We start from the raw sequence: 16,732 nt of genomic DNA, 5'->3' as shown, positions 1-16,732 counted from the left end.
AGCCCGGACGGGGCCGTACGGCGAGAGCGGCCGACCGGGGGGGTAAGGCTGACGGATTGGCCGGCCCCCTCCCCCGTCGGGGCTGCGACGGGGGTCGGGATCTGACTGACGCGGTCCTCCCCCGGAGAGAAGGGGTAGCGGACACCGGGTCCTTACTGGCACGGGCCACCCCCGGAAGGGGCAGCGAACGCCGGGCCGACGGACTCGGCCCACCCCCCACCGGCGGCGGCGAACGCCGGGATCGGACTGGCGCGGCCCTCCCCCGGCGGGGGTGGCGGAGGCCGGGTCCTTACTGGCACGGGCCAGCCCCGGGGGCCGAGGGCCGGGACGACGGGCGCGGGACACCCCCGGAGGGGCCGGCACAGGCCGGGGTCCTGACTGGCGCGGCCCACCCCGCCGGAGGGGCCGCCGGAGCGAAGGCGTGATCGTCGGGGGCGCAGGCCGAGGGGTGGGGGCGCGTTACCCGTGCGGCCTCATGCCGGGTGGGAGCGGTGGGCGCCGGGGATGCTTCGCCACACCACGGCCCGGCCGAGCCCTGGGCCGGTCACTTGTAGAACGCGATGGCGAAGGCGAACAGCCCCAGCAGCAGGACGATGCCCGCGGCACCGCAGATGATCCCGGCGAGGGCCACGCCTGGGTTGTCGGCCTCGCCGCGGCGGGCCTTGGCGCGGCCCAGGGAGCCGAGGACCACCGCCAGGATGGCCATCACGATGGCCATCGGCCAGGCGCAGAACCCGACCACCGACAGGATGCCCAGCACCAGCGAGGCCGTGCCCATGCCGTTGTTCGACTGCGGCTGCATACCCGGCCAGCCGTAACCGGCCGCCGCCGGGTAGGAGGGGATGCCGGGCCCGCCGTAGCCGGGGTACGGCTGCGGGGCCGGGTAGCCGTACGCCGCCGGGGCGGCCGGATAGCCGTACGGCACCTGGCCGGGACCGTCGGGGGATATGGGCGGCGGCGGTACGGGGACCCTTTCCTGCGGCTGGGCGGCGGCCGCCGGAGGCGGCGCGTACGGGTTGCCGAGGCCGTCGGGGGCCTGCGGGGCGTAGGGGTGCACCGGCGCTCCGGCCTGGTAGCCGGGCCCGGGCGGCCCGAACGGGTTCGCGGGCGCGCCCGAAGGTGGCGCGAAGGGGTTCGCGGGTGCGGCGACGGGAGGCGCGAACGGGTGTCCCGGGGTGCTCGCCGACGGCGAGCCGGCAGGGGGCGCGAACGGGTTCGCCTGGCCGGGCGCGGACGGCGTGGGGGCCGGTGGGGCGAAAGGGTCGGCCGGCCGGGCCCAGGCCGGTGGCACCGCGTCGGCCGGCGCGTCCCCGGCGGGGAGTGAGGAGACCGTCTGCTGGTCATGGACAGGAGACCGCGGCGACGGTGTCGCGCCGGTGGAAGCGGCCGAAGACCCGGGGACGTCCGGGACGTCGGAGCCGTCCCAGACCTCGGAGACGGCCGTGGCACCGGCCCCGTGCGCGCCCGCCCGAGGCGCCCACGGGTCCGCGTCCACGCCCGCGGCGGGCGTCGGCGACCCCGCCCCGTCCGGCGCGGACCGCTCGGTCCCGGCGGACTGCCGCCCGCCCTCCTTGTCCAGCGAGACCCGGGGCGCGGCGCCCTCGGGTGCCACGGACCCGTCGCCGGCGCCGTGCTCCGGCGGTATCGGCTGCGGCACCTGCTCGGACATGGTTCAGGACCCCCTGTGTCGGACGTCCGGCCATGCTACGGGCGAGGCCGGGACCGCCGAGGCCGGGGGCCTACGATGACCTCGAGTCACCGATCAGCCGATCACCCGCGCCCGGACCACGGACCTCGGTCCGCGGGCGCCGTTCCCGGGGAGGAACCCTTGACCGACCGCAGCTCCGTACCCGCCGTCGGCACGTCCGACCGCGATCTGCACGCCTTCATCGCCGGACTGCCCAAGGCCGAACTGCACGTCCACCACGTCGGCTCCGCCTCCCCGCGTATCGTCTCCGAACTGGCCGCCCGCCACCCCGACTCCAAGGTGCCCACCGACCCCGAGGCCCTGGCCGACTACTTCACGTTCACGGACTTCGCGCACTTCATCGACGTGTACCTGTCCGTCGTGGACCTGATCCGCACCCCGGAGGACGTCCGGCTGCTGACCTACGAGGTGGCCCGGGACCTGGCCCGGCAGCAGGTGCGGTACGCCGAGCTGACCATCACCCCGTTCTCCTCGACCCGCCGCGGCATCGACGAGCTGGGCTTCATGGCGGCCATCGAGGACGCCCGCAAGGCCGCCGAGGCCGACTTCGGGACCGTGCTGCGCTGGTGCTTCGACATCCCCGGGGAAGCCGGCCTTGAGTCCGCCGAGGAGACCGTACGCCTCGCGACCGACGACCGGATCCGCCCGGAGGGCCTGGTGTCGTTCGGGCTCGGCGGCCCCGAGATCGGCGTGCCCCGGCCGCAGTTCAAGCCCTACTTCGACCGCGCCATCGCGGCCGGACTGCGCTCCGTACCGCACGCCGGGGAGACCACGGGACCGCAGACGGTGTGGGACGCGCTGACCGAGCTGCGCGCCGAGCGCATCGGGCACGGCACCAGTTCCGCCCAGGACCCCGCGCTGCTCGCACACCTCGCCGAGCACCGCATCCCGCTGGAGGTCTGCCCGACGTCCAACATCGCCACCCGCGCCGTCCGCACCCTGGACGAGCACCCGATCAAGGAGTTCGTCCGGTCCGGGGTGCTGGTCACGATCAACTCCGACGACCCGCCGATGTTCGGCACCGACCTCAACAACGAGTACGCGGTGGCCGCCCGCCTCCTCGACCTCGACGAGCGCGGCCTGGCCGACCTGGCGAAGAACGCCGTACAGGCGTCCTTCCTGGACGCGCCCGGCAAGGCCGGGATCGAGGCCGAGATCGACACCTACACCGCCGCCTGGCTCGCGCCCTGACACACCCCACAATGGGGCCATGCAGAACGTGACCGCCGTGGCCCATCGCGGCGACCCCTACCGGTTCCGCGAGAACACCCTCGACTCGCTGCGTGCCGCGCTCGCCCTGGGCGCGGACGCGGTCGAGATCGACGTACGGCTCACCCGCGACGGCGTCCCCGTGCTGCTGCACGACGAGACGCTACGTCGGCTGTGGGCGCACGACCGGCCGCTGCGCGCGCTGTCGGCGGACGAGGTGCGCGGCCTCACCCAGGGCGCGCTGCCCACGCTGGCCGAGGCGCTCGAGGCGACGGACGGCAGCCGGGTGATGATCGACCTGTGCGGGCGGGTCGACCGGCGCTCCGTCGAGCGGACCCTGGACGTCGTACGGCAGTGCGGGGCCGGGGAGCGGGTGTCCTACAGCGCGCACGCCGAGGCCGTGCTCGCCGTCCGGGCCGCCGATCCCGCCGCCGAGATCGCCCTGACCTGGACGTCGCTTGCGCCGCCCCGTCCCGCGGTGCTGGACGCGGTGCGCCCGCGCTGGCTCAACTACCGCTTCGCCCTGGTCGACCGCGACCTGGCGGCCCGTGTCCACCGCGGCGGGTACCTGCTGTCCGTATGGACACCGGACACCCGCCGCTCCATGCGCCGCCTCCTGGACGTGGGCGTCGACTCGATCACCACGAACCGCGTCGACGTCCTCGACGCCCTGCGGGGCGAGACCCTGCGAGGCGCCGACTGACCGTCGCGCCCCGCCCGTTCACCTCCGGGCGGCCGCGGTCACCGCGCGCGGCGCCGAGCGGGGCACGGTGTTCCTGCCGTCGGTGACGGTGACCGTGTACGAGTGCCGGGACCCGGGGGTGACGGAATCCGTGTACGTCATCTCCGGCAGCTCCCAGTCGGTGGAACGCTGTTTGCGCGAGGCCAGCAGGACGCCGTCGCGGCGGATCCGGTACGTCAGCTCCGCGTCGTCCCGGTCCCAGGTGGCACGCCAGGTGAGCGTGATCCGCCCGGCCTTGTCGCTGCGGGCGGCCGGTTCCGGTGCCGCCAGCGGAGCGCTGTTGCCCGGCCCGAACGAGAAGCGGGTCAGGCCCTGCTGGGGCCGGCCGTTGACCGTGGTGAACTCGCCGCCCGCCCACAGGATTCCCTTGGCCATCACCAGCGCGCGCGGCCCGATTCCCTCGCCGAGGCCGTCGTCGGTGTCCGGAAACCAGTGCAGGATGCGGCTGTCACCGACGGACTGGGCCAGGAAGTGGTGGCGGCGGCCGTCGGGGAAACCGCCCGGGGTACGGCTGCAGTTGTGGGCGTGGGACGCACTGTAGAGAACTCCCTGGTGTACGACGACGGCCTGGGTGGCGCCCTGGCAGTTGTCCTTCCAGATCATCTCGCCGTTGGCCAGACGGCCGGCGACGCGACCGTCGAAGATGCCCGTCCCCCTGCCTTCGGCCGCCGCATAGAAGTTGGCGGCGTCACCCGCCAGTGACTTCACCGACGACCGCCTCGGGAACCACCCGGGGAACGAGGCCACGGTCGAACCGGTCGAGGGGTTCAGGGCGACCAGGGCCTGCTGCCTCTCACCATTGACCTCGTGGAAGTCTCCGCCCACGAGGAGCTTCCCGTGCTTCGGTGCTGCCAGCAGGGCGCGGACCGGCTCGTCGATGCCCGCCTTGAAGGGCAGCAGGCGACCGGCCGGGCCGAACGAGGCGACATGCTTCCTGTCCTGACCGTCCACCATGGTGAAGTCGCCGCCCAGGTAGACGGTGGTGCCGGTGGTGGCGATGGCCCGGACCGTCGCCGAGACCGCGGGGCGGAAGTCCTTGCGCAGCGAGCAGTCGGCCGCGTTCAGGGCGACCGCGTTGGCCACACCCGCGTTGTCCACCTGGCCGAACGATCCGCCGACGTACAACACCTTGCCGTCGCTCGACGCCTTCAGCGCCCGTACCGTGCCCTCGCCCTCGGTGAAGGAGTGGGCGCACGGCAGCAGCCGGCCGGTGACGGCGTCGAACGCGGCGAAGTTCTTGCGGGCCACCGCTTTCTGGCCGGGCTTGGCGCCGGGCGGACGCACGCTGTCGAAGGTGCCGCCGACGTACACGACACCGCGTGCGTAGGCGACCGACCAGACGATGCCGTCGGTCTGCCAGGTCGCCAAGGGGGCGGAGGTCAGGGGGTTTTCGTGACGTGCTCGCGAGGCGTGAGCGGCCGTGGGCGGAGCAGCCGCGAGCAGGAGCACGGTTGAGGCCGTGGCGGCAAGCCTCGCCGTCTTTTTCCTCAGACGCATGAAACATCCCGGGGAGAAGTGGGCGCGGACGGTCGGGAAGTGGAAGTCGTAAAAGCGCCGCAACGATACTGAGTTCACTCATTCCCAAGGCGGGTTCCGGCCGAGAAGGGCCACCGTTCACCCGTCGGCAGCACACAACGGCACTCCTTTCACCTTTCCGGTCGTTTTATAAGCCTCGGATGGAGTACGGAAAAGAGTCGTGAAGCGTGTCGGGCGCCCGACCGTGCAAACGTTGACGACGCCCCACAGTGGACAAAAGTCCAGCACTCGAACTCGCGACTGAACGAGAGTGCGTGTGGGTGGGATTCGGTGCCCGAGAGCTGGGGCCCAAGCACAAGAAGGAGTGCTCGTCATGCGAGTGACTACCCGTTCGAAGCGACGGATGTGGGGTGCGCGCCTCGCCTGTGCCGGCGTGACCACGGCGGTGGCCCTGGGCATCGCGGCCAGCCCCGCGCTGGCCGCGGAGGTACCGCCCATCTTCGTGCCCGGTCACCCGGCCGCGGTGTGCCCCGCCGGCTCGCAGCTGCTCAGCGTGGAGGCCTCGAACACCCCGCAGACGTTCCACATCGCCATCCCCGGCGACGGCAGCGGCGACGTGACCCTCACGTTCACGAACGGCAACAAGGAGCTCAGCTTCGACATCGCCGAGCCCAACTCCATCGCGGTCAGCCAGGTCACCGTCGCGGGCGGTCCCAACGCCAACCGCTACATCTACGACGCCGCGACCGGCTTCCCCAACGGCATCGACAGTGACACGGGGCTCTTCCCGCCGCTCAACCCAGGCGGCCAGATGCCCGGCATCGGCCGCGTCGACTTCTGCTTCGTCCCCGACAACTACAGCTGACAGCGGCATGGGCCGGTGAAACACGACCGGCCCGACGGCGAACATCCTGACCACGTTCACGGATACGCCACCGCATTTCGCACAGTTCACCGGCCGGGGCCCATTCCATGGGCCCCGGCCGCGTGCTGCCCCGAGGATTCCGGGGCGACTTTCCCTCTCAAGTGACGTGACCCGGAATTACGGCCGCCCCCCCAAGTGCCTCCAACCGCTTGATCTTCCGGCGTACGACATACAGCGGGACCACCCCGAACAGCCCGAACGACATGTCGATCAGGCTCCACCAGAAGGGAATTCCCCGCACCGGACCGCAGACGAGCGCGAGCGGGACGATGCCGGCGCAGGCGATCATCCCGAACTCGACCACCCAGATGTTGCGGACCGGGTCCCGGTACGGCCCGTAGAACGCGACCGCGATGACGAGATGCGCGAAGGCCAGCCAGTCCGTCCCGTAGAGCACGAAGGGGTACTCGGCGTCGACGGTGTCGAGCCCCTCCCGCACCCGTGAGATCCACCGCACGAGGCCCGGCAGCCACTCGGACACCGACAGCGCCCGCAACAGGTCCTCGGCCCACCGCAGTTCGTGCACCAGCGGAAAGGCGGTGGCCCCGCTGAGCACGAGACACACGACGAAGAGACCCAGCCACACACGAATGCCCTTGAGCAGGGCGGCTCTGTCGCTCATGACAACAGCGTACGCCCTGATTTGAACGCGTTCAAAACTTGCCCGGTGTGCGCCGGCCGCTCAGAACCCCACGATCTTGTTCCACCGCCGGGCGAACTCCACCCGCTCCGTGGACGTGATGTCCCGCGCGATGGCGAGGCGCTGACGCATCGTGCCGTCGGGGAAGATCAGGGGGTTGTCGGCCAGGGCGGCCGTGTCCTTGTCCTTGGAGGCGGCCAGGACCTCCCTGGCCGCGGGAACCGGGCAGACGTAGTTGACCCAGGCGGCGAGCTTCGCGGCGACCGCGGGGTCGTAGTAGTAGTCGATGAGCCGCTCGGCGTTCCTCTTGTGGCGGGCCAGGTCGGGGATCATCAGGGAGTCGGACCAGAGTTCGGCGCCCTCCTCGGGGACGACGAAGCGGATGTCGGGGTTGTCGGCCTGGAGTTGGATGACGTCGCCCGAGTACGCCTGGCAGGCCAGGACGTCGCCGCTGACCAGGTCCTTGGTGTAGTCGTTGCCGGTGAAGCGGCGGATCTGGCCGCGCTTCACCTCCCGCTCCACCTCGTCGCAGACCCGGTGGAAGTCGTCCGCCGTCCACTTGGTGATGTCGACGCCGTTGCCCTGCATCAGCAGCGCGAACGACTCGTCGAGGCCGGACAGCAGGGTGACCCGGCCCTTGAGATCGTCCGCCCAGAGGTCCTTCACGTGCCGGATCTCGCGGCCGAGCCTGCGGCGGTTGTAGGCGATGCCCGTGATGCCGGACTGCCACGGCACGGTGTGGACGCGGCCCGGGTCGAAGGCGGGTGAGCGCAGCAGCGGGTCGAGGTACTCGGCGACGTTCGGCTGGCGCGCGCGGTCCATGCGCTGCACCCAGCCGAGCCGGACGAAGCGCGCGCACATCCAGTCGCTCATGACGATCAGGTCCCGGCCGGTCCGCTGATGGTTCATCAGCGCGGGGCTGATCTTGCCGAAGAACTCGTCGTTGTCGTTGATCTCCTCGACGTAGTCGACGGAGATCCCGGTGCGCCGCTCGAACGCTTCCAGCGTGGGCCGCTTGTTCGGGTTCGTGTCGTCGGTGTCGATGTACAGCGGCCAGTTGGCCCAGGTCAGCCTGCGGTCGGCGGCGGAGTCGTCGGCCCCGGCCCGGTCGCCGGGCTCGACGTAGGCGGCCGGCACCCCGCAGCCGGCGAGGGCGCCGAGCGCGGCGGTTCCGCCGAGGGCGCGCAGGAAGGAGCGGCGCGTCGGCGCCGGGTTGCTGGAGGTCTCGGGCACACCCGAAAGGATGCCTCCGGGGCACGCGGGCGGACAATCGACGCTGCGTCGAGTGCGCCGGAGCGGACCCGACACCTTGTCGACCGGGCGCACACCGCCCCCGCGGCCCCTCGGCGCACCACGGCAGCGGCCCCCGGCCGGGGAGGTGATCCCGTCCGGGGGCCGCATGATCCGGGCCGGTCGCCTACGCGTCCAGCGAGGTCATCACGTGCTTGATGCGCGTGTAGTCCTCGAAGCCGTACGCCGACAGGTCCTTGCCGTAGCCGGACTTCTTGAAGCCGCCGTGGGGCATCTCGGCGACCAGCGGGATGTGGGTGTTGATCCACACGCAGCCGAAGTCGAGCTTCTTGGACATGCGCATCGCGCGGCCGTGGTCCTTGGTCCACACCGAGGAGGCGAGGGCGTACTCGACGCCGTTGGCCCACTCGACGGCCTGGTCCTCGTCGGAGAAGGACTGGACGGTGATGACCGGGCCGAAGACCTCGTTCTGGATGATCTCGTCGTCCTGCTTCAGGCCGGAGACGACGGTGGCGGCGTAGAAGTAGCCCTTGTCGCCGACCTGCTGGCCGCCCGCCTCGACCTTGGCGTGCGCGGGCAGCCGGTCGATGAATCCGGCGACCTGCTTGAGCTGGTTGGGGTTGTTCAGCGGGCCGAAGAGGACGTCCTCGTCGTCCGGATGGCCGGTCTTGGTCTCGGCCGCGGCCTTGGCGAGGGCGGCGACGAACTCGTCGTGGATGGACTCCTGGACGAGGACGCGGGTCGCGGCCGTGCAGTCCTGGCCGGCGTTGAAGAAGCCGGCGACGGAGATGTCCTCGACGGCCTTGGCGATGTCGGTGTCCTCGAAGACGACGACCGGGGCCTTGCCGCCCAGCTCCAGGTGGACCCGCTTGACGTCCTTGGAGGCGGACTCGGCGACCGACATGCCGGCGCGCACGGAGCCGGTGATGGAGGCCATGGCCGGGGTCGGGTGCTCGACCATCGCGCGGCCGGTGTCCCGGTCGCCGCACACGACGTTGAAGACGCCCTTGGGCAGGATCCCGCCGATGATGTCGGCGATGAGGACGGTCGAGGCGGGGGTGGTGTCCGACGGCTTGAGGACCACGGTGTTGCCCGCGGCGATGGCCGGGGCGAACTTCCACACCGCCATCATCATCGGGTAGTTCCACGGGGCGACCTGGGCGCAGACGCCGACCGGCTCGCGGCGGATGATCGAGGTCATGCCGTCCATGTACTCGCCGGCCGAGCGGCCCTCGAGCAGCCGTGCCGCACCCGCGAAGAAGCGGATCTGGTCGACCATGGGCGGGATCTCCTCGGAGCGGGTGAGCCCGGTGGGCTTGCCCGTGTTCTCCACCTCCGCCGCGATGAGCTCCTCGGCCCGCTCCTCGAACGCGTCGGCGATCTTCAGGAGGGCCTTCTGCCGCTCGGCGGGGGTGGTGTCGCGCCAGGCCGGGAAGGCCGCGGCGGCGGCCGCCATCGCGGCGTCCACGTCCGCCTGTCCGGACAGGGGAGCGGTGGCGTACGCCTCGCCCGTCGCGGGGTTGACCACCTCGGTGGTCCGTCCGTCGGCGGCGTCCCGGAACTCACCGTCGATGTAGTTGCGCAGACGACGCAGCTCGGTGCTCACTGCCGGCCTCCTGATCTGGTTCGAGGGTTCACGCTGTCCAGCCCCGGCCCGCTGCCGCGGATGTCCGAAGGCTGAGACACCCACCCTAATCGGCATAGCCACGTTTTCAACACCCCCATCGCCACCCGTTCTGCGAAATCCGCAAGTCTCATCCCCGGAAACAACGAATTTCATCGATGCGGCCTTGCAAAACTATCGAGACGTCGTGCACAGTGAGGTCGTGGCCAGTCGAAGCGCAGACCAGAGGGACTCGCCCCGCGAGTCCAGGAACGGCAACAGCCCCCAGCTGGACGCCGTCTCCCTCGCCATCATTCAGCAGCTCCAGGAGGACGGCCGCCGGCCGTACGCCGCGATCGGCAAGGCCGTCGGCCTGTCGGAGGCGGCCGTGCGCCAGCGCGTCCAGAAGCTGCTCGACCAGGGCGTGATGCAGATCGTCGCCGTCACGGACCCGCTCACCGTGGGCTTCCGCCGGCAGGCGATGGTCGGGATCAACGTCGAGGGGGATGTCGAGTCGATCGCGGACGCGCTGACCGGCATGTCGGAAGTCGAGTACGTGGTGATGGCCGCGGGCTCGTTCGACATCCTCGCCGAGATCGTCTGCGAGGACGACGACCACCTGCTGGACGTCATCAACCGACGCATCCGGGCCCTGCCCGGCGTGCGCTCCACCGAAAGCTTCGTCTACCTGAAGCTGAAGAAGCAGACCTACATGTGGGGAACCCGATAACCGTGAGCCAGAAGGACCTGAGCCGCACCGCGTACGACCACCTGTGGATGCACTTCACCCGCATGTCCTCGTACGAGAACTCCCCCGTCCCGACCATCGTCCGGGGCGAGGGCACCTACATCTACGACGACAAGGGCAGGCGCTACCTCGACGGTCTCGCCGGTCTGTTCGTGGTCCAGGCCGGTCACGGCCGCATGGAACTCGCGGAGACCGCCTCCAAGCAGGCCCAGGAGCTGGCGTTCTTCCCGGTGTGGTCCTACGCCCACCCCAAGGCCGTCGAGCTGGCCGAGCGCCTCGCCCACCACGCCCCGGGCGACCTGAACAAGGTCTTCTTCACCACCGGTGGCGGCGAGGCCGTCGAGACCGCCTGGAAGCTCGCCAAGCAGTACTTCAAGCTCCAGGGCAAGCCCACCAAGTACAAGGTCATCTCGCGTGCGGTCGCCTACCACGGCACCCCGCAGGGCGCCCTGTCCATCACCGGACTGCCGGCCCTCAAGGCCCCCTTCGAGCCGCTCGTCCCGGGCGCGCACAAGGTGCCGAACACGAACATCTACCGCGCCCCGATCTTCGGTGACGACCCGGAGGCCTTCGGCCGCTGGGCCGCCGACCAGATCGAGCAGCAGATCCTCTTCGAGGGCCCGGAGACCGTCGCCGCGGTCTTCCTGGAGCCGGTGCAGAACGCCGGCGGCTGCTTCCCGCCCCCGCCCGGCTACTTCCAGCGCGTGCGCGAGATCTGCGACCAGTACGACGTGTTGCTCGTGTCGGACGAGGTCATCTGCGCCTTCGGCCGCCTGGGCACGATGTTCGCCTGCGACAAGTTCGGCTACGTCCCGGACATGATCACCTGCGCGAAGGGCATGACCTCGGGCTACTCCCCGATCGGCGCCTGCATCGTCTCGGACCGGCTCGCCGAGCCGTTCTACAAGGGCGACAACACCTTCCTGCACGGCTACACCTTCGGTGGCCACCCGGTGTCCGCCGCCGTGGGCCTCGCCAACCTCGACCTGTTCGAGCGCGAGGGCCTCAACCAGCACGTGCTCGACAACGAGGGCGCCTTCCTGCAGACCCTGCAGAAGCTGCACGACCTCCCGATCGTCGGCGACGTCCGCGGCAACGGCTTCTTCTACGGCATCGAGCTGGTGAAGGACAAGAACACCAAGGAGTCCTTCAACGAGGAGGAGACCGAGCGCGTCCTGTACGGCTTCCTCTCCAAGGCGCTGTTCGACAACGGCCTGTACTGCCGTGCCGACGACCGTGGCGACCCGGTGATCCAGCTCGCCCCGCCGCTGATCTCCAACCAGGAGACCTTCGACGAGATCGAGCAGATCCTGCGCGCCACCCTCACCGAGGCGTGGACGAAGCTCTGAGTCTCCACCGAAGGCTCTGATCATCCGACTGGATGACCGGTACCGGCCCCGGTGCCGTCCGTTCGAGTGAGAACGGCGGCCCGGGGCCGTGTGCTGTCCGGCCTCCCCGCGACGGCTGCCTAGCGTTCCAGTGACCGATCGGCCCTGCCGTCGTTCCGCCCAACGGGGGACGAGGCACGGGAAAACGGATCAGAACCGAGGTGTACGCCCATGGAGGCCCCGCCGGACAACGACGTGCTGTGGGCACGCGCTCTGCACTTCAGGCACCAGGACGGCTCGCCCGGCCTGGCCGGCGTCTCGCTCGGCGTGCGCGAGGGCGAGATCCTGGCCGTCGACGGCCCCCGCGGCAGCGGCAAGACCACCCTCCTGAGCTGCCTGTCCGGCCTGGTTCGGGCCCAGGGCGGCGAGGTGTGGTTCAACAGCACGCCCGTGCACACCATGGGGCCGGTGGCCCGGGAGCGGCTGCGCCGCGACCGGTTCGGCTGGATCGACCCGGCCCCCGTGCTCGTACCGGAGCTGAACGTGTGGGAGAACGCCGCCCTGCCCCTGATGCTGCGCGGCGTCGGCCGCCGCCGGGCCAAGGTGGCCGCCCTGGAGTGGCTGGAGCGCCTCGACGTCGGCGAGCTGGCGCGCAAGCGGCCGCGCGGGCTCCAGCAGGCCGAGCGCCAGCGCGTCTGCATCGCCCGCGCGCTCGCTCCCGGACCCACGGTCCTCTTCGCCGACGAGCCGACCGCGCCGCTGCACCGCGCCGACCGCGCCCACGTGCTGCGCACCCTCACCACGGCGGCCCGCTCGCACGGCATCACCGTCGTGCTGGCCACCCACGACCCCGAGACCGCCGCCCTCGCCGACCGCACCGTCTCGCTGCGGGACGGACGGCGGGTGAGGACCGTGCACCTGCCGGAGGCCGCCGAGACGGAAGGCCGGGCCGCGTGCTCGCTCTCCGGCTGACCCGCGCGGCGCGGCCCGCCGTCCAGCTGCGCCGCCTGCTGGTGGCCGCCGCCTCGGCAGGCACCGGCTTCCTGCTGCTCGGCGCCCTGGGCTACGCCCTCGGTCACCCGGAGACGCCGGGCACGGCCCTGCCGCGGCTGGCCTGGTGCGTGGTCCCGCTCGCGGCCACCGTCCACTTCGCGCTCGCGGTGGCCCGCACCGACCCCGGCACCCGGCCCCGCCCGGGCCTGTCGGCCGTCGGCCTCGGCCCGGCCCGCCTGATGGCGGTCTCCGCCCTGACCACGGCCCTGTCCACCACGCTGGGCTCGCTGCTCGCGCTGGTGGCCTTCCTGCACCTGCGCGGCGATCTGACGGGCCTGCCCCTCGACGGCGCGGCGGCCGGGTTCCTGGCCACCGGCCGGCCGCTGCCGCTCCCCGGCGCCCTGACCCTGCTGGCCCTGGTCCCGGCGCTCGCCTGCGCGACGGTGGCCCTCGCCCTCCGCCCGCGCGACCCGCGCCCGGCCGGCCGGAGCACGCGCGCCCTCGGCCGCTTCGGGGCGTACGGCCACACCGCCGGCAGGGAGACGTTCGGGGCGTACGGCAGGTTCGGGGCGCGGCTGCGCGCTCCCGCACGACGACCGGACAGCGACCGGCGCGCCGGCGACGCGGCCGACGGCCGGGCCGGCGAGGACGGCGCCCGGACCGGCGCCGCGGCCGCCGACACCGCCTCGGCGGGCGGCACCGCGACGGCGGTCGTCGCGGGAACCACGGTCGCCGAGGACGCCGACGCGCACCCGGATGGGCCAGGTGCCCTCGCCCCTCCCCCGGCGCCCCGTGCGGCGCCCGCCGGTCTGCCCTGGGGCGTCGCGACCGTGGCCGCCGGCCTCACCGTGCACGCGTACACCGGCCGTTCCACCCCCGCGCTCATCCACCTCCCCGCCGACGCGGTCGCCGTCCTGGCCGGCTGGGTCCTCACCGCCTTCGGGCTCGTCCTCGCCGGGCCCGGGCTGACCCACCTGTGCGGGCGCCTGCTGCAGTCCGCGCGCCCGGGGGCCCTGCGGCTGCTGGCCGGCCGGGGACTCATGGCGGAGGCCACCCGGATCGGCCGCCCGCTCGGCGTGCTCTGCGCGGTGTCCTCGGCCGCCTACGCCCTGACCTCCCTGTCCCACGGCCAGGCCCCCGTCTTCGGCCCGCTGACCACCCTCGGCGCGCTGGTCGTCACGGGCTGCACGGTGGCCACCCTGCTGACGGCGGCCGTCGAGGCCCGCCAGTGCCGCGCCGAGACCACGGCCGCACTGCTGCGCCTCGGCGCCCCGGCCACCATGCTGCGCGGGGCCGCCGCCCTGCGCGCGGCCGCCCTGCTCGTCCTGTTCGGCCCGCTCACCGTGGCCGTCGCCGACCTGGCGGCGCTTCCGTCGGCCCGCTGAGCGCCCGGGAGAAAGTCACCGGCGCGGCGATGAGTTTCCCGCCGGGCCGGTGTCTACCCACGCGAACGACACGGACGGCATCCCGGGAGGAACCCCCATGTACCAGCAGATGATCTTCGTGAACCTGGCCACCGACGACGTCGAGGCGTCGAAGAAGTTCTTCACCGAGCTCGGCTACGCGATCAACCCGCAGTTCAGCACCGACGAGTGCGCGTGCGTCGTGATCAGCGACACGATCATCGCGATGCTGCTCAGCAAGGAGCACTACGCCAAGTTCACGAAGAAGGAGATCGCCGACTCGACCCGCACCAGCGAGGTGCTGATCTGCCTGAGCGCGGAGAGCCGCGAGAAGGTGGACGAGCTGGTCGAGAAGGCGGTCGCGGCGGGCGGCTCGGCCGGCGGACAGACCCAGGACCTCGGCTTCATGTACGGCCGGGCCTTCGACGACCTCGACGGCCACACCTGGGAGGTCACGTGGATGGACCCGGCCGCGGTGCAGGGCTGAGCGTCCCACGGTCGGCCAGGGGTGCCTAGCATGGGCGGGTGCATCCGACACCCGCCCAGCCGCACCGAGCCGCCCACGACCGCGAGATAGAGTCCCTCGCCGAGTTCGACGAGGCGGTCGCCACGCACGGCTCACTGGCCCGATTCCGGGTCCAGGCCGTCGACCTGACGGCCCGTACCGAGACCCTGCTCACCGTCGACACCACGGGCGCCGTCTTCCTCGGCTGCCCGATGGAGCCCGAGGCGGCCTCCCGCGTCGGCGCGTCCGGGGCCCTGGTGTTCCCGCCCGTCCCGGGACTCCCCTTCGATCCGTACCGCGGATTCGCCTACACACCCGACGAGTTGTTCCACTCGCTCGGCGCGGGCTACGAGGCGACCCCGGACGCCCGGGCGTACGCCTGGTTCCAGCGCACCAGGACCGACGGCGACATCTTCGCGTCGATGCTGCGCGCGATCCATGACGACGCCGTCTCCGACGCCCTGGACGAACTCCTGGCCGACGCACGCGTGGTGGGCGTCATGGGCGGCCACGCGATGGCCCGTGGCACCGTGGAATACGCCGGAGCCGCCCGGTTGGGACGGCAGTTGACGCGCGCGGGCTTCACGGTCGCCACCGGCGGCGGGCCCGGCGCAATGGAGGCGGCCAACCTCGGCGCGTACGCCGCCCCGTTCGCCGACGGCATGCTCGAGGAGGCGCTCCTGGTCCTCGCCAAGGCGCCCTCGTTCCGGCCGTCCGTCACCGACTGGGCACGAGCCGCCTTCGAGGTGCGCGAACGCTGGCCCGGCGGCGGGGAGTCGGTGGGCATCCCCACCTGGTTCTACGGCCACGAGCCGCCGAACGCCTTCGCCGCGCACATCGGCAAGTACTTCGCCAACTCCGTGCGTGAGGACGGCCTGCTGTCCCGCTCGGGCGCCGGTGTGGTGTTCCTGCCGGGCGCCGCGGGCACCGTGCAGGAGATCTTCGACAACGCGACGCCCAACTACTACGAGTCGCGGGGCGAGCCCACGCCCATGGTGCTGGTGGACGAGGAGCACTGGACGCGCGAGCTGCCGGCCTGGCCGCTGCTGCGGTCACTTGCGGGGGGACGGTCGATGGAGTCCCGTATCGCCCTCGTTGACCGGATCGAGCAGGCTCCCGGGGCGTTGAAACGTCTCTGCGGGCAATAAGCAGGTAAAGTCAACGGTGGCTGCGGGCATATGCATTGACACCTCTTATGGAGCGCTTATAAACCTGTGAGACTCCAGGGGGCGTTGGGGCCTCGCCTCGACCGGGTGTCTCAACTCCCTCGAAACCCCCCGCAGTTCTGCACTCTGTAAAGGACAAACGTTGTCCATAACCCGCCGCAGTGCACGCCGTTCCGTGCGCATCCTGGGTGTTGCCTCCGCCACCGCCGCTCTGGCCCTCGGCGTCGCCGGCCAGGCGCTCGCGTGCAACATCAGCGAGTTCAAGGCCGAAGCCAAGTGTGACGGCGACAAGGGCGTCATCGTCGTGACCGACTACGACGCCTCCGCGACCCCCGCCGTGATCACCGTGTTCCTGGAGAACAACGGCGCCGACGACAAGCAAGTCGGCCGGCCGCAGGAGGTCAAGGGCTCCGCCGACGGGACCCCGGTCACCTTCCAGGAGAACTGGAAGCCCGACGCCACCTACCGCATCCACGTCAAGGCCGGCCGTGTCGACGACGACATCACGCCGAACCTGGTGACGCAGTCCACGGCCTGCAAGAAGGAGGAGTCCTCGACTCCGACCGCGCCGGCCTCCCCGACGCCGAAGCCGTCGAAGTCCACCCCGGCCTCGACGCCGACCCCGTCGGCCTCCGAGAGCACCAGCTCCGCCCCGGCCGCCCCGGCGAGCAACGCGCCGTCCCCGGCGACCGGTGACTCGAACCTCGCCGAGACCGGCGCGAACTCCAACACCGGCCTGATCGCCGGTGTCGCGGGTGCCCTGGTCGTCGTCGGCGGTGGCGCGGTCTACTTCGGCATGCGTCGCCGTGGGGCCAAGGCCGGCAGCTGACGCTCCGCCTCGCGACACCCCGGCACCACCGCTCGTGCAACACCCGGCCCGTCCCCGTACCCCCGGGGGACGGGCTGCGGTCGTGTGCCCGGCTGGCGGCTGGCGGCTGGCGGCTGGCGGCTGGCGGCGGACCGTGGGCGGTGAGCGGCGGACCGTGGGCGGCGGGCGCCTGGACACAGGCGTCGAGCCGCAGGCGCCGGACGCCG

General features: G+C 71.9%; 14 protein-coding genes and 1 pseudogene. 10 read left to right on the top strand and 5 right to left on the bottom strand.

All coding sequences use genetic code 11. The features are described from left to right. Window positions 1–544: 544 nt before the first annotated feature. Complete coding sequence (locus V7E45_RS18650; protein ID WP_333775312.1) at window positions 545–1,669, bottom strand: DUF4190 domain-containing protein; 1,125 nt, start codon at window positions 1,667–1,669, stop codon at window positions 545–547. 100 nt (window positions 1,670–1,769) lie between these two features. Here V7E45_RS18650 and V7E45_RS18645 point away from each other — a divergent pair. Then, window positions 1,770–2,899 (top strand): annotated as a pseudogene (locus V7E45_RS18645) (adenosine deaminase). Window positions 2,900–2,918: 19 nt separating this feature from the next. Further along, a complete protein-coding gene (locus tag V7E45_RS18640) occupies window positions 2,919–3,620 on the top strand; it encodes a glycerophosphodiester phosphodiesterase (protein ID WP_333775311.1) in 702 nt (233 codons plus the stop codon). Between the two features lie 18 nt (window positions 3,621–3,638). Here the strand turns inward: V7E45_RS18640 and V7E45_RS18635 are convergent, their stop codons facing one another. Beyond that, window positions 3,639–5,027: a fibronectin type III domain-containing protein gene (locus V7E45_RS18635; protein ID WP_333775310.1), complete on the bottom strand. Its 1,389-nt coding sequence runs from the start codon at window positions 5,025–5,027 to the stop codon at window positions 3,639–3,641. Window positions 5,028–5,508: 481 nt separating this feature from the next. On the opposite strand from V7E45_RS18635, the gene V7E45_RS18630 reads away from it, so the two are divergent. Beyond that, window positions 5,509–6,000, top strand: coding sequence for a hypothetical protein (locus V7E45_RS18630; RefSeq protein WP_333775309.1), 492 nt, complete (start codon window positions 5,509–5,511; stop codon window positions 5,998–6,000). Between the two features lie 157 nt (window positions 6,001–6,157). On the opposite strand, the gene V7E45_RS18625 is transcribed toward V7E45_RS18630, so the two are convergent. The 3 genes from V7E45_RS18625 to V7E45_RS18615 all read right to left on the bottom strand — a co-directional run bounded on the left by V7E45_RS18625 (window position 6,158) and on the right by V7E45_RS18615 (window position 9,557). Then, window positions 6,158–6,682: a hypothetical protein gene (locus V7E45_RS18625; protein WP_333775308.1), complete on the bottom strand. Its 525-nt coding sequence runs from the start codon at window positions 6,680–6,682 to the stop codon at window positions 6,158–6,160. Between the two features lie 60 nt (window positions 6,683–6,742). After that, a complete protein-coding gene (locus tag V7E45_RS18620) occupies window positions 6,743–7,933 on the bottom strand; it encodes an ABC transporter substrate-binding protein (RefSeq protein WP_333775307.1) in 1,191 nt (396 codons plus the stop codon). Between the two features lie 184 nt (window positions 7,934–8,117). Then, entirely contained in the window at window positions 8,118–9,557 is a 1,440-nt protein-coding gene (locus tag V7E45_RS18615) for a gamma-aminobutyraldehyde dehydrogenase (protein ID WP_333775306.1), read from the bottom strand. Window positions 9,558–9,762: 205 nt separating this feature from the next. On the opposite strand from V7E45_RS18615, the gene V7E45_RS18610 reads away from it, so the two are divergent. The 7 genes from V7E45_RS18610 to V7E45_RS18580 all read left to right on the top strand — a co-directional run bounded on the left by V7E45_RS18610 (window position 9,763) and on the right by V7E45_RS18580 (window position 16,526). Further along, window positions 9,763–10,284, top strand: coding sequence for an Lrp/AsnC family transcriptional regulator (locus tag V7E45_RS18610; RefSeq protein WP_020942526.1), 522 nt, complete (start codon window positions 9,763–9,765; stop codon window positions 10,282–10,284). Beyond that, entirely contained in the window at window positions 10,269–11,651 is a 1,383-nt protein-coding gene (locus tag V7E45_RS18605) for an aspartate aminotransferase family protein (protein ID WP_333775305.1), read from the top strand. The genes V7E45_RS18610 and V7E45_RS18605 overlap by 16 nt, the downstream gene beginning before the upstream one ends. Before the next feature lie 210 nt (window positions 11,652–11,861). Continuing rightward, window positions 11,862–12,602 (top strand): ABC transporter ATP-binding protein, encoded by a 741-nt coding sequence (locus V7E45_RS18600; protein WP_333775304.1) that lies wholly within the window; start codon window positions 11,862–11,864, stop codon window positions 12,600–12,602. Further along, window positions 12,584–14,008 (top strand): hypothetical protein, encoded by a 1,425-nt coding sequence (locus V7E45_RS18595; RefSeq protein ID WP_333775303.1) that lies wholly within the window; start codon window positions 12,584–12,586, stop codon window positions 14,006–14,008. Before V7E45_RS18600 ends, V7E45_RS18595 begins: the two co-directional genes overlap by 19 nt. A gap of 97 nt (window positions 14,009–14,105) precedes the next feature. Next, the gene (locus V7E45_RS18590) at window positions 14,106–14,513 is read left to right on the top strand and encodes a VOC family protein (RefSeq protein WP_333775302.1); all 408 of its coding nucleotides are present in this window, start codon (window positions 14,106–14,108) and stop codon (window positions 14,511–14,513) included. A 38-nt stretch (window positions 14,514–14,551) separates the two neighbouring features. Then, window positions 14,552–15,679, top strand: a complete 1,128-nt coding sequence (locus V7E45_RS18585; RefSeq protein WP_333775301.1) for an LOG family protein — start codon at window positions 14,552–14,554, stop codon at window positions 15,677–15,679. A 193-nt stretch (window positions 15,680–15,872) separates the two neighbouring features. Further along, window positions 15,873–16,526, top strand: a complete 654-nt coding sequence (locus V7E45_RS18580; protein ID WP_333775300.1) for an LAETG motif-containing sortase-dependent surface protein — start codon at window positions 15,873–15,875, stop codon at window positions 16,524–16,526. The last annotated feature ends 206 nt before the right edge of the window (window positions 16,527–16,732 follow it).

Origin of the sequence: Streptomyces sp. IBSBF 3136, from assembly GCF_036815105.1 — a bacterium.
Lineage (GTDB): Bacteria > Actinomycetota > Actinomycetes > Streptomycetales > Streptomycetaceae > Streptomyces.
The sequence above is the reverse complement of the archived record's forward strand: the minus strand, read 5'-3'. Positions and strand labels throughout refer to the sequence as shown.

Coding starts and splice junctions, on each gene's coding strand:
- V7E45_RS18600 (WP_333775304.1), top strand. CDS start 11,862: ATGGAGGCCCCGCCGGACAACGACGTGCTGTGGGCACGCGCTCTGCAC.
- V7E45_RS18630 (WP_333775309.1), top strand. CDS start 5,509: ATGCGAGTGACTACCCGTTCGAAGCGACGGATGTGGGGTGCGCGCCTC.
- V7E45_RS18590 (WP_333775302.1), top strand. CDS start 14,106: ATGTACCAGCAGATGATCTTCGTGAACCTGGCCACCGACGACGTCGAG.
- V7E45_RS18625 (WP_333775308.1), bottom strand. CDS start 6,682: ATGAGCGACAGAGCCGCCCTGCTCAAGGGCATTCGTGTGTGGCTGGGT.
- V7E45_RS18640 (WP_333775311.1), top strand. CDS start 2,919: ATGCAGAACGTGACCGCCGTGGCCCATCGCGGCGACCCCTACCGGTTC.
- V7E45_RS18650 (WP_333775312.1), bottom strand. CDS start 1,669: ATGTCCGAGCAGGTGCCGCAGCCGATACCGCCGGAGCACGGCGCCGGC.